Raw genomic sequence first — 13,247 nt, forward strand, 5'->3', positions numbered from 1 at the left:
TACAAAATACTATATAGCGCCCGTTTTCTATACCTTACCTCCTCTATCTCAACTATACCCGATAATGCCCCGCCTACCCCGTCTGCCGCTGCTGTGGCTGCTACTATTCCTGTGCGCTTGCACAAAAACCACCTCCACTACCGACCCCAACGGCGAGGAAATCGATCCCTATCAGAACCTGATATTTGAGTTCGACCAGGCGATGGTAGGCCCCGAACAGCAGGACCATTGGGATACCACGCAGGTAGTGACCTTTGAACCAGCCGTGCGGGGCAAGTTTAAGTGGGCTAACGACCGGGAGTTGATTTTCTCCCCTCTCACACCCTTTCGGCCCAGCACTACCTTCCGGGCTACGCTGCGGCCGCAGGCCCTACCCGCCGACAAGCGCGACGTAGAGCTACCAGAAAACCGCCGCGTATTTCACACACCCTACCTCCAGCCGGGCACGGTGCAGGCCTTTTGGGGCCGCTCGCGGCGGGCGGCGGGCACTGCCGAACTGCGCTTAGATGTGCCGTTCAACTACGCCGTGCGCTCCGCCGATGTGCGCCCGCTGCTGCGCCTCACGCAGGACGGGCAGCCAGTGGCCTTCGAGGTGCTGAATACTGAGCCCGACCAAACTATACAGCTTGGCCTCACGCAGGACGTGCGGCCCGGCTCCCCGCTCACGGTAGCGCTGGCGGCCGGTCTGCGCGCCGCTGGCGGCGACCAGCCTACCACGCAGGATTTCACCCTACCCGTAGACGTGCCCGATCCGCAGGCCCTGGCTGTGAGCAGCGTATCGGGCACGGTGCAGGGCACCGACCCGGTGGTGACGGTGCGCACCAACCAGCCCGTAGCCGAAGGCGACCTGACCAGCACGGTGGCTGTGTCGCCGCAGGTGCCGTTTGCGGTGGAAACGCAGGAAGGCGGCTTCACGCTGAAGGGCGGTTTTGAGGTCGGAAAAAGCTACCAAGTGCGTATTGGCAGCGGCTTGCGCGGGACATTGGGCGGACAGCTAGACGAGGACGTGACCCAAACCGTAAGCTTCGGCGACGAGCGGCCGACCATCAGCTTCGCCAGTGGTGAGAAAGCCATGTACCTCGACGCGCTGGGTGCCCGCAACCTGGGCGTGCGCATCAACGAGGTAGCGCAAGTAAAGGTGACCATTGCAAAAGTCTACGCCAACAATTTGCAGCAACTATTGCGGAGCGGCACCCAATACGGCTACCCCGAGTACGACCCCGATTCTGAAGAAGACAACACGGACGACAACGGCGAGTACATCGACCGTTCGTTTCAGTACTACGACGTAGAGAACCTGGGCAATGTGCTGTCGGAGCGCACTTATACGGTAGCTGGGCTGCCTAAGCAACAGGGCCTGCGCCTACTCAACCTCAGCCTGAAAGAGCTAGAGTTTACCGACGACCTGAAAGGCCTTTATATCATCAAGATACAGGACACTGAGCGGCAGTGGCTGCAAGTGAGCAAGCTGGTAGCCGTGACGGACATCGGCCTGATTGTGAAGCAGGGCGCGGCGGGTAGCACGCTGGTATTTGCCAACTCCATCCGCGACGCGAAACCGCTGTCGGGCGTGTCGGTGCGCTTCGTGAGTAGCAACAACCAGGTGATGGGCACCGGCACCACCAACGCTGACGGCGTGGCAAAATTCGATAGCACAACCGCGACTAGCCGGTTCCGGCTGGGTATGGTGATGGCGCAGCGCCAATCGGATTTTACGTTTCTGGACCTGAGCCGCAGCCGCGTGGAAACGTCGCGGTTTGAGGTAGGCGGCTTGCAACGCAACGCGGCCCGCTACCAGGCTTTCCTGTACGGCGACCGGGACCTGTACCGCCCCGGCGACACCATCCGCACGAACACCATCATCCGCACCGAGAACTGGCAAGCGCCGCCTAAAAATCTACCTGTCAAGATTCGCTTGCTCCTACCCACGGGTAAGGAATACGCCAGCTTGCGCAAGCAACTGTCGGCGGCGGGGGCGTTTGAGGCGCAGTTTATCCTGCCGCCCAGCATCATGACCGGCCTCTATACGTTGGAAGTCCTCACCGGCAACGATGTGCTGCTGACCTCACGCCAACTCAGCGTAGAGGAGTTCATTCCCGATAGACTGAAGGTGACGGTGAAAGCCTCGCGGGCCGTCGTGAAGCCGGGCCAGCCGGTTTCGGCCCAGATTATGGCCCAAAACCTGTTCGGTCCGCCCGCCGCCGACCGCAAGTTTGAGGTGGAGTTTTCGCTGAAAGAGAAACCCTTCACCCCCAAAAACTACCCCGACTATACTTTCGCCATCAACAGCGGCGAGAAGCGGCGCGGCAACTACGGCTACCAGGAGCAAACGCCGATTTCGGCCCGCTTCGAGAAGACGTTGCGCGAAGGCACCACCGACGCCGACGGCCGCGGTACTGCCACCTACCAAGTGCCCGATTACACTGACCTGGGCACGCTGGAAGGTGCGGCCTTCGCTACAGTATTCGACGAAACCGGCCGCCCGGTGAACCGTCTGGCTACGTTCGAGGTGCAGACGCAGCCAGTGCTGTTCGGTATTCGGGCGTTGCCGGAGCTGGTGAGCACCCGCGAAAAGGTGCCGGTGCAGGTGGTGGCTCTCACGCCCGCCGGTCAGCCCACCAGCGCTCCGGCGCGGGTGCAGGTGGTGCGCCTACTCTGGGAAACCGTGATTGAGCGCCAGGGCGGCCGCTACATCTACAACTCGCAGAAGCGCGAGCAAGTGGTATCTAGTCAGCAGGTTACTGTGGGCGCGGGTGGCGGCGCGGCGGTGCAGTTTGCGCCTACCTACTCCGGCGAGTACGAAATCAGGGTAGCGCGGCCGGGCGCGGTTACCTACGTGGCTCAGCAGGTGTACGCCTACGGCTACGGCGACACGCAGGCCAACAGCTTCGAGGTGAACAACGAGGGCGAGGTAACTATCGAACCCGACAAAGCGAAATACGCACCCGGCGAAACGGCCCACCTGCTGCTGAAAACACCCTTCCCCGGCCGCGTGCTCGTGACGGTGGAGCGGGACCGGGTGCTGAACAGCTTCTACGTGACTACCGACGAGAAATCGGCGAAGGTAGACGTGCCGATTCGCGCCGGGCACGTGCCCAACGTGTATGTGACGGCCACAGCTATCCGCGAGATTTGCGACAACCGCCTACCTCTTACGGTGGCCCGCGGCTTCATGCCATTGCTCGTGGAGAGGCCTAATTCGAAGCTGACCGTCAGCATCAAAGCGCCCGCGCAGAGTCGTTCCCAAACCTTCCAGACCATCGAGGTGAGCACCGCGCCCAAGGCCCAGGTAACGCTGGCCGTGGTGGACGAGGGCATTTTGCAGATGAAGGACTACCGTACGCCCGACCCGCACGGCTACTTCTACCAAAAACGCGCCCTGGAAGTGCAGGCCTACGATGTGTATCCCTTCCTGCTCCCCGAACTCGGCACCAGCAGCAGCGGCGGCGACGCCGCCGACCTCTCCCGCCGCACCACGCCCGTACCCTCGCGCCGCGTGAAGCTCCTCGCCAAATGGAGCGGCGTGCTTACAGCCGATGCCAGCGGAAAAGTGCGCTACCGCGTACGGATTCCGCAGTTTTCGGGAGCCGTGCGCGTCATGGCCGTGGCCTACAAAGACGACGCATTCGGCGCGGCCGAGCACACCATGCGCGTCGCCGACCCGGTGGTCATCAGCACTGCCCTACCCCGCTTCCTCAGCCCCGGCGACACGATTGACGTGCCCGTGACGCTGACGAATACGACAGGGAAAAGTACCGGTGTTTCGGAAGTTAAGATAGAAACGACAGGACCAGTTCTTCCGATTCGGCCAACTCGAACAAGCGACGCTATGACCGATTATTTGCGTTTTGTCGAGCTACAGCCGAATCAGGAAAGGCAAGTAGTATTCAAGGTTGTAGCCGGTTCTGGTTATGACCCTAAACTAGTTTTCGCCAAAGATGCTATAGGTAATGCTACAGTGAAAGTTACTGTTACTCCCGGAAAAGGAGGGGGAAGCTTCACCGAAACCATCGAACTCCCCGTCCGGCCGGCCTCACCCTTGCAGAAGCGCAACGGTTCCGGCGAAGTAGCGGGCGGCGTGACGCAGCCGCTGAAGCTGCAAACGGATTTCATTCCGTCTTCGCTGCGGAGCCAGCTGGTGGTGAGCCGCTCGCCAATGACGGTGTTTGCCAAGGACTTGCGCTACCTGTTGCAGTATCCGTACGGATGCTTAGAGCAAACCGTGTCGGCGGCTTTCCCGCAACTGTATTATGGTGATTTGGCGGCCACGCTGGGGCAGCAAACCGGCAAGGCCGTGAAGACGAGTCCGTATAACCCCAACTACCACGTGCAGGAGGCCATCCGCAAGGTAGAGGCCCAGCAGATGTACAATGGCAGCCTCAGCTACTGGCCCGGCGGCGACTACGACAACTGGTGGGCCACGGCCTACGCTGCTCACTTCCTACTCGAAGCCCAGCAAGCTGGCTTCCAAGTCAACAAAACCGTGCTCGACCGGGTGCTTCGCTACCTACAAGCGCGGGTGCGCAAGCGTGAAACCGATACCTACAACATCATTCAAACGGGAGGAGCCATCCAGCCCGTCACGCGGGCTAAGCGCGAAACTGCCTACTCGCTCTACGTGCTGGCCCTGGCCGGTCAGCCCGACGCAGTGGCGCTGAACTATTACAAAGCCAACCGCGCCCTGCTCACTGAGGATGCACGCTGGGTGCTGGCCTGCACCTTTGCCGTGGCCGGCAACCAGCGCAGCTTCCAGCAGCTCCTACCCGCCCGCTTCGCCCCCAAGACCACCGACGTGCGTGAGCTATCCGGCTCGTTCTCCTCGCCCATCCGCGACGAGGCGCTGGTACTCAACGCCCTCCTCGCCGCCGACGCCGACCACCCACAGGTTGCCCCGCTGGCCCGGCAACTCAGCCGGCAGGTGCAGCAAGCGAGTTGGCTGAACACGCAGGAACGGGCGTTTTCCCTGCTCGCGCTGGGCAAGCTGGCGCGCCGTAACGCCGCCAGCACCGTTACGGCTGCACTGCTGGCCGATAGTAAGGTGGTAGGGCAGTTCTCGGGTAAGGATGTGTCGGTGACGAACGTGGCCAACCGCCCGCTGATGCTGCGCACGCAGGGTAGCGGCAAGCTGTACTACTTCTGGGAGATGGAGGGCATCTCGCCCACCGGCCGCGTGCCCGAGGAAGACCAGTACCTGCGCATCCGCCGCGAGTTCCTGGACCGTAACGGGCAGTTTTTCGCTACCACTTCCTTCAAACAAAACGACCTAGTGGTAGTCCGCCTGACGCTACAAGCCGCCGAAACGGCTGGCGAGGTAGAGAACGTAGCCGTTACAGACTTGCTGCCCGCCGGCCTGGAAATTGAAAACCCGCGTATCGGCACCGTGCGCGACCTTGCTTGGGTGAAAGACGCCGCCCAACCCGACTACCTCGACGTGCGCGATGACCGGTTGAATCTGTTCACCACCGCCACGGCTCAACCCAAGGTGTTCTACTACCTGGCGCGAGCCGTGAGCAAGGGCACGTTCAAGCTAGGCCCGGTGAGTGCTGATGCGATGTACAATGCGGCGTATCATTCGTATTCGGGCGCGGGCGTGGTGCGGGTACGGTAGGCCTGTTCTCTGGCTTCTCTAGGCTGCCAGGCATACACGCTATGCCACTGGTCCTTGTATACTCTGCGGTAGGGACCAACGCGGGTAGGCGTATCTGGTTTGATGTAGTTTATTTTATTCGATTTACGGAAATCAGAAATAATGTAGCGAACTGTATCGCGGGCTGCTAAATCAAAAAATTGTTTTGTAGTTAGCTGCTTGTTATAATAATCCTGATCGATGAAAGAATAATAGGTAAGTGATTTTATGTGGTAATTATCCATTTGCCCAAAGAAGAAACTCATGGGCGCAATAATTTTTGTATTTTTTTGAGGCATACGAGAAGCCAAACGAGCATTTTCCGTAGCTACGGGGGGGTAGGTGTAATTTTCTCTTAAGAGATTATAGGCGCGAGTCGCGCTTCCCAATGGATACAGCGCTATCAGAGCGGCTATTGCGTAACGACGTAGCTTTGGTAATTCGACAGTTGAAACAGCTTCCGTAATTATTACAATAAAGAACGGTACGAACAAGATGTAGTAATACGCATTGTGACTTTTAGTCAGAAGCCAAAACACCACTAGCAGCCATACCAGATAGCGCGCAGCCGGGGTGAACATTTTTTGTATTGGCCGCCCCCAGCTAGTGATAAGTATTACCATAATAAGCAAGACAGTCAATGGTGCTTCGCCTTCACTATGAAAAAATATCCGGTCATATCGAGCCATTGTGTGCAGTTTCAACAGCACATCATGGTTATTTTGGTTGACCGGGTAGTGTGTGAACTGATATAGCAAAAGCGGCAACTGATCATCAATAAGTGCATCTGCTAAAAATAGGCCTGCGACTAGGCTACCCGCGGCGCTAAACAAAATGACCCCTCGCCAGCCGCTGCGTGGTAGCAGCCAAAACGTACCAGCTCCTATATAGATTAATCCATTAAGATGAGTAAGAGCAGCAAAACCGGCTAGTGCTCCAGCCAACAATAATCGTCTGGGAGAAAGTATTCCCTTTTGTAGCAGCAAAAAGGAAGCAAAGCCGAAGGTCGCCACCATCGTTTCTGGGCGGCTATCGACACCAAACAGCCACAGAGAACCACAACCCACATAAAGCAGCGCAGCTAGTAGCTGCTGTTCTTTCCTGGGCCGGAAGTAAACCAGCAGCAAGAGTAGGCAACTACCGGTAAACAGTAGAGTAGTTGCCCGTGCAGCCCATATATCAAATCCTATAAAATATAAGATACCTGCCTGTACATATACAAAGGCTTTATGGTACATATATAAGTGTTCATCCCACTGCTGATAATTGCCAAATAAGCTTGAGCGAACAAAGCCATCCTTTAATAACTGATAGGAAAGCTCTGTACTCCAGGCATCATCAAAATGCGAAATACGGTGCCATAAAGTGGTAGCAAATAGCAGAAGTAGAGCACAAAGAATTACGTAATACGTAGTGCGCGGCAGCAGCATTTTGAGTTCGTTGAAGTAGCTTCAAAGCTACGTTTTTTGCAAGTGTCCAATCGGGCGTCGTTTGCTACACTCCTTCACCTCCGCCCAATCTAGCGTGAAGCTGGGTAGGGTGCACACGGGGCCGGTTTGGTAGCACTCGCCGTGCGCGACCTAACTTGGGCCACCAACGCCGCCCACCCCGACTACCTCGCCGTGCGCGATGACCGCCTGAACCTGTTCGCCACCGGCACCGCTCGGCCGAAGGCGTTCTACTACTTGGCGCGGGCCGTGAGCACAGGCACGTTCAAGCTAGGCCCGGTAACGATGCTATATACAACGCGGCGTATCACTCATATTTGGGCGTGGTGCGGGGGCGGTGAAATTCCTTACCTTAGCCCGCACAATCTCTGAAAGCGTCCGTGAGCGGATACTGGCTCGGATTGGATGATAATTCGTTAAGCAATAAGTAATTAATGAATACAGCGTCCTATTACCTGAATTCTACCTATTATTTCATGATGCGATGGGTTTTCCATAGGCAGTATCTAATTGCTCCGGTACCCGATTATAATTTAAGCTTTAAGTTTAAAACCGAGGATGTGGTCGGTAGGCGGATGCTTAAGACCGGCTTATGTGAACCCGGCATTACCCGCTGCTTTTTAAACAATGTGCATTTAGAAGAGCATGATATAATGCTCGACATTGGGGCCAATATTGGTTGGTACTCAATGCTATTTGACCGGCATTCGCCTGCTTCGGCACGTATTTATGCCTTTGAGCCGGACCCCCTCAATTACGGCTTGTTAACTAATAACGCGCAGAGAAACAACGCGCGGAAGGTCATATGCATCCCTCAGGCGCTTTCCGACCGGCAGGAGAACAAGACACTATATCTATATCCCGATAAAAACCGCGGCCGTCATTCACTGCTGCCCCTGCATACTGGCGAACAGATAGAAGTTTCTACCACCACGGTAGACGATTTTATGCGCGATAAGCAACTGGACCCGCGGCGAATTAAATTCGTTAAGATAGATGTTGAGGGCTACGAATATTTTGTGCTCAAAGGAGCGAAGACTCTGCTCCCTCACCTGCCGATTCTGCACACCGAATACTCTTTGGAGATGATGAAAAAAGGCGGAATCGACCCTCAAGAATTTCTTGATCTGATTGTGAGCTATGGGTTTCAACCCTTCATCATCGATGCACAGGGAGAGTTAAAAGCTTCATCCAGCGAACAACTTATGACTATAGAAAAAGGAATTGATATTTTATGGAAGAAGGTCACCACTGCCGAAGCAACTGCTGAGTGAAGCTAAAACTCAACACAGTGCTTTCTTGTGGTTTATGAGTAGTCCTTCGCCCCCATTAAAGTTAGGGGTGTTTCGACCGATAAGCAATCGGTCTTCCAATTAAGCATGAACTGAATGCTGTGCCTGCCTACTCGGTGCGCCAATTGTAAAAAGACCGGATTAATGATGGCTGTTACGCATCAGCAGTTCACATCGGCGGGCACCGCTTACGGGCCCGACTGGGACGGGCGATGGTGAGAGCCGCAAAAGGCGTAATTTCAGAGCCCCTCAAACACCTCTGCCCATTCTAGCGTGAGGCTTTGCAACGTACGTACCGGAATGGGGCCGGGCTGATAGAACTCGCCCTGCAGCTGATACTGCCCGTTTTCCAGCACGTATACAATTACGTTTTTCAGGCCAGGATCGACCATCCAGTACTCTCCTACCTCGTTTTCCTCGTAGAGGTCGAACTTAGTTTTGCTGTCGTGCGCCATGCTGCCGGGGCTCAGGATTTCGATGATCCAGTCGGGGGCGCCCACGCAATCAAACTCATCGAGCTTAGCCGGGTCGCAGACGACACAGATATCGGGCTGCACGACCGTGCGGATGGCTGTATCGCCGTTGGGGGTAGCTTTAGTAAGGCGCACATCGAGAGGCGCGGCAAAGCCTCGGCACTGCTTTCCGCGTAATGCTACGCCCAAAGCCGTATTCAGATTGAAGGAAATAGTCTGGTGGCGTACCCGTGGCGCAGGACTCATACGCCAAATTTTCCCTCTGATTAGCTCAACAAACTCGCCGAGCCGCCACGTAAGGTAGTCGACGTAGGTGTACGTTTTGGTAAAGTCGAGCTGAGAAATATCCGTGATAGTCGGCATGGCGAAGTGAGGTTGCGCTGATAACGAAGATACGAGGCTTTGCGCTACACTTGCCCCCTCAACCCTGTATCTTGCAGCCATGAAACGGCGCATCAGCATACGGTTCCTCGCGACACTAGGGCTGCTACTGTTGCTGCTGTTCAGCCTCGATTGGGCGTTTCCCCTGCCCCCTACCCCGCGCTACTCGCCTCTGGTGCTGGCGGCCGATGGCTCGGTGCTGCACGCCTACCTCAACCCTACTCAGAAGTGGCGGATGAAGTCGGAGCTGCAAGACATTACGCCGGCCTTGCGGGCGGCTATACTTGAGAAAGAAGACAGATACTTCCGCTACCATTTTGGGGTGAACCCCGTGGCGGTGGTGCAGGCCGCTGGGCGCAACCTACTGGGCCGCGGCCGCACCACCGGGGCTAGCACCATTACCATGCAGGTAGCGCGGTTGCTGGAACCCAAAGAGCGCACTTTTGGCAACAAGCTGCTGGAAATGCTGCGCGCCATGCAGTTGGAAGCGCATTTCAGCAAAGATGAAATCCTACAGCTTTACCTCAACCTAGTGCCCTATGGTGGCAACATTGAGGGCGTGAAGTCGGCGGCGTTGCTTTACTTTCAACAGCCCCCACACTACCTCTCGCTGGCTCAGACGGTAACGCTGGCCATCATCCCGAACCGTCCTACCAGCCTGGTGCTGGGCCGCGACAACGTCCGCATCATGCAGGAACGCAACCGTTGGCTCCGGCGCTTCGGCCGCGAGGGGTTGTTTCCGCAGAAAGATATAGCCGACGCCCTGCTGGAGCCGCTCGACGCCCACCGCCACGCTGCCCCTACCCTGGCGCCACACCTAGCGCGCCGGCTGGTGCAACAGTATCCGCGGGAGGCTATTATCCGGAGCACCCTGCAGCGCAGCCAGCAGGCTCGCGCCGAGGACCTGACGCGCAACTACGTGCGCCGCCTGCACGAACTGGGCATCACGCAGGCCGCCGTACTGGTGGTGAACAACCGCACCCGGCAGGTAGCGGCCTACGTGGGCTCGGCCGATTTTCGGGACTTTGCCAGCCAGGGCCAGAACGACGGCATCACGGCCGTACGCTCGCCGGGCAGCACGCTCAAACCGTTTCTCTACGCGCTGGCCCTCGACCGCGGCCTGGTCACGCCCAAGCTGCTGCTGCCCGATGTGCCCACCAATTTCCAGGGCTACCGCCCCGAGAACTTCGACAAGCATTGCCAGGGCGAAGTGACGCTAGAACGTGCCCTGGCCTACTCCCTCAACATCCCGGCTGTGCGCGTGCTACAGGAAGTAGGCGTGCCCACCTTCACGGAGCAGCTGCAGCGGGCGGGCTTCCGCAGCATCACCCGTAACCGGGCGCACCTGGGCTTGAGCAGCATTCTGGGTGGCTGTGGGGCCAGTTTGGAGGAGTTGACGGGACTGTACGCGGCGCTGGCCAATGGGGGGCGGTATGCGGAACTACGCTTACGAGCACCTTACCTCCCGGAGGGGAGGGGGCCGGGGGGTGGGGTGCTCGTCTCCCCCGCGGCCGCCTTCCTCGTCACCGACATCCTCTCCCAGCTCACCCGCCCCGACCTACCCATCAACGCCACCAGCAGCCTGCGCCTACCCAAGATTGCCTGGAAAACCGGCACTAGCTACGGCCGCCGCGACGCTTGGAGCATTGGGTATAATAAGGAGTACACCATTGGCGTATGGGTAGGCAACTTCAGCGGGCAGGGGGCACCTACCCTTACGGGCGCCGATGTAGCCACGCCTCTGCTCTTCGACCTGTTCAATACCCTGGCGTACAACTCGCCTAACAACTGGTTCGCCCCGCCCGCGGCGCTGGACTTCCGGCTGGTATGCGCCGAAACCGGCCTAGTACCAGGCGAGAATTGTCCTAACCAAATCATCGACTATTTTCTGCCCAGCGTGAGCAGCGGGCGGCGCTGCCAGCACCAACGCGAAGTGCTGGTATCGGAAGATGGGGCAATGGCCTACTGCCGGGCGTGTGCGCCGGCTGCGGGCTACCGGCGCGTGCTCTACCCTAATATGCTGCCCGAGGTGGCGGCCTACAAAGAGGCCCAGGGCATTCCGTACCGCCGCCTACCCCCGCACAACCCGCAGTGCCAGTTGGTGCGCGGCGGTGCCGAGCGGGCGCCCACCATCACCTCGCCCCTACCCAACACGGAGTATGTGCTCGACCACCACGAGCACCAGCAGCTCCTGCTCAGCTGCACTACCGATAGTGAGGTGCGCCAGGTATACTGGTACGTGAACGACCAATTTCTGCGCGCTGCCGGCGCAACCGAGCGGGTGTTCTTTCGTCCTTCGCCGGGTCCGCTGAAAATTTCTTGTGCCGACGACCACGGCCGCAACGTGGACGTGCAGGTGCTGGTGACGGAGCTCTAAAACCCCACGCCTGCAACCGCCAGGTAGTTGCTAACGCAAAAAATATCAAACTGTAACCACCTGTATTACAGATGTAAACCATTGGAATACAGTAGTATTTGCAAGCTAAAAACTCCATTGGCTAAAACATTCTGTATTCCAAATAGGTAGATAACGGGCTTGTGCTCTGCCGAAATCAGTTTTGAGTAGGCTGCGCAGCTCGGCAAAACGATTGCATTACATGATACAAGACGTACTAGGGATAATGCCCCGGCCCCTCCACCGGCTTCGCGTTAGCCCCCGGCACTGGCTGGCTGCCTTGGCCATGCTGCTAGTGCTGCACGGCGCCTCGGCCCAACCGACAACCGCCCCCGTAGGCCAGCCCCTACCCCCCAACGCTACCCTCGACCAGTGCGTAGAGTTTGCCCTGCGCAACCAGCCCCTTGTGCGGCAGTCGCAGCTAGACGAGCGTATTGCCGACCGCAACGTACGCATCGGGCTTTCCTATTGGCTGCCGCAAATCAATGGTACGGGTGCTTACACGCGCAACATTCAGCTGCAGGCATCGGTACTCCCAAACTTTGCTGACCCCTCGGCGGGGCAGCAAATCATTCGGATCGGTCTGAAAAACGTATCGACGCTGGGTTTGCAGGCCACCCAGCTGCTGTACAGCAACGATGTGCTGCGCGCCGCCCGCTCGGTGCGCGCTACCCGCCTGAACTACGCGCAAACCACAGCTCTCAACAAGATTGATGTGGTGACCAATGTAAGCAAAGCGTTTTACGACATTTTGCTGACCGAAGAGCAGCTGCGGATTCTGCTGGAAGTGCTGCAGCGCCAGGAACGCCAGGTGCGCGATGCCAAGGCACAGTACGAGGTAGGCATTGCCGATAAAACCGACTTTCTGCGGGCTGATATTTCGCTGAAGAATGCCGTTGCGCAGCGGCGTAGCTTGGCGGCCGCGCTACCCGGCAAGTATGCTACCCTAAAGCAGCTGATGGGCATTGAATCGGGCAACAAGCTGGCGCTTCGCTACGACACGCTGGAAATGGTTCGCCAAACCCTGCTGGATACTACGGTGCAGCTGGCTTACGAAAAGCGCGTGGAGATTCAGCAGCTCCAGACGCAGAAGCAGCTCCAGCGCTACAACATCGACTACTACCGCTACGGCTTCCTACCCTCGCTGTCGAGTTTTTACAACTACAACCGGGTGTACCAGAACAACGAGTTTTCGGAGCTATATAAACGTGCCTTCCCCAACCAGCAGGCGGGCTTGCAGCTGGCCCTACCCATTTTCACGGGCACGCGGCGCTTGCAGAACCTGAAGATTGCGGAGTTGCAGGACGAGCAGCTGGACCTGACCATCTTCGATACTAAAAACCAGATCAACAGCGAGTTTGAGCAAGCGATGGGCGCCTACAAAGGCTCTCTCAACGAGCTCTATACCATAGAGCAAAACGTGGCAGAGGCCAAGGAAGTGTACCGCATCCTGAACCTGCAATACCGTGAGGGTCTGCGCACGTTCCTGGACGTGATTATCGCCGAAACCGACCTGCGCACGGCCCAGCTCAACTACTACAACGCGCTCTTCAACGTGCTATCCACCAAGCTGGACGTGCAGCGCGCCCTGGGCAACATTACCTTCAATCAGAATCAGTAAAAGACGAATCC

Annotated in this window: 7 protein-coding genes; 5 read left to right on the forward strand and 2 right to left on the reverse strand. The window is 57.7% G+C overall.

All coding sequences use genetic code 11. The features are described 5' to 3' along the window. Positions 1–64 precede the first annotated feature (64 nt). Positions 65–5,608 (forward strand): alpha-2-macroglobulin family protein, encoded by a 5,544-nt coding sequence (locus MUN82_RS14025; RefSeq protein ID WP_245091377.1) that lies wholly within the window; start codon positions 65–67, stop codon positions 5,606–5,608. Here MUN82_RS14025 and MUN82_RS14030 read toward each other — a convergent pair. After that, a complete protein-coding gene (locus MUN82_RS14030; RefSeq protein ID WP_245091378.1) occupies positions 5,569–7,056 on the reverse strand; it encodes a glycosyltransferase family protein in 1,488 nt (495 codons plus the stop codon). The genes MUN82_RS14025 and MUN82_RS14030 overlap by 40 nt on opposite strands. Positions 7,057–7,182: 126 nt before the next feature. Here MUN82_RS14030 and MUN82_RS14035 point away from each other — a divergent pair, with 126 nt between their 5' ends. Next, positions 7,183–7,446, forward strand: a complete 264-nt coding sequence (locus MUN82_RS14035; protein WP_245091379.1) for an alpha-2-macroglobulin family protein — start codon at positions 7,183–7,185, stop codon at positions 7,444–7,446. A 104-nt stretch (positions 7,447–7,550) separates the two neighbouring features. Continuing rightward, positions 7,551–8,348, forward strand: a complete 798-nt coding sequence (locus MUN82_RS14040; protein WP_245091380.1) for an FkbM family methyltransferase — start codon at positions 7,551–7,553, stop codon at positions 8,346–8,348. Between the two features lie 257 nt (positions 8,349–8,605). Here the strand turns inward: MUN82_RS14040 and MUN82_RS14045 are convergent, their stop codons facing one another. Beyond that, complete coding sequence (locus MUN82_RS14045) at positions 8,606–9,202, reverse strand: Uma2 family endonuclease (protein WP_245091381.1); 597 nt, start codon at positions 9,200–9,202, stop codon at positions 8,606–8,608. Between the two features lie 79 nt (positions 9,203–9,281). Between MUN82_RS14045 and pbpC the strand changes: the two genes are divergently transcribed. Both pbpC and MUN82_RS14055 read left to right on the forward strand, forming a co-directional pair. Continuing rightward, complete coding sequence (gene pbpC / locus MUN82_RS14050) at positions 9,282–11,597, forward strand: penicillin-binding protein 1C (RefSeq protein WP_245091383.1); 2,316 nt, start codon at positions 9,282–9,284, stop codon at positions 11,595–11,597. Positions 11,598–11,817: 220 nt separating this feature from the next. After that, a complete protein-coding gene (locus MUN82_RS14055) occupies positions 11,818–13,236 on the forward strand; it encodes a TolC family protein (RefSeq protein WP_245091385.1) in 1,419 nt (472 codons plus the stop codon). Positions 13,237–13,247: the final 11 nt, after the last annotated feature.

The organism is Hymenobacter aerilatus (genome assembly GCF_022921095.1).
Classification (GTDB): Bacteria; Bacteroidota; Bacteroidia; order Cytophagales; family Hymenobacteraceae; genus Hymenobacter; species Hymenobacter aerilatus.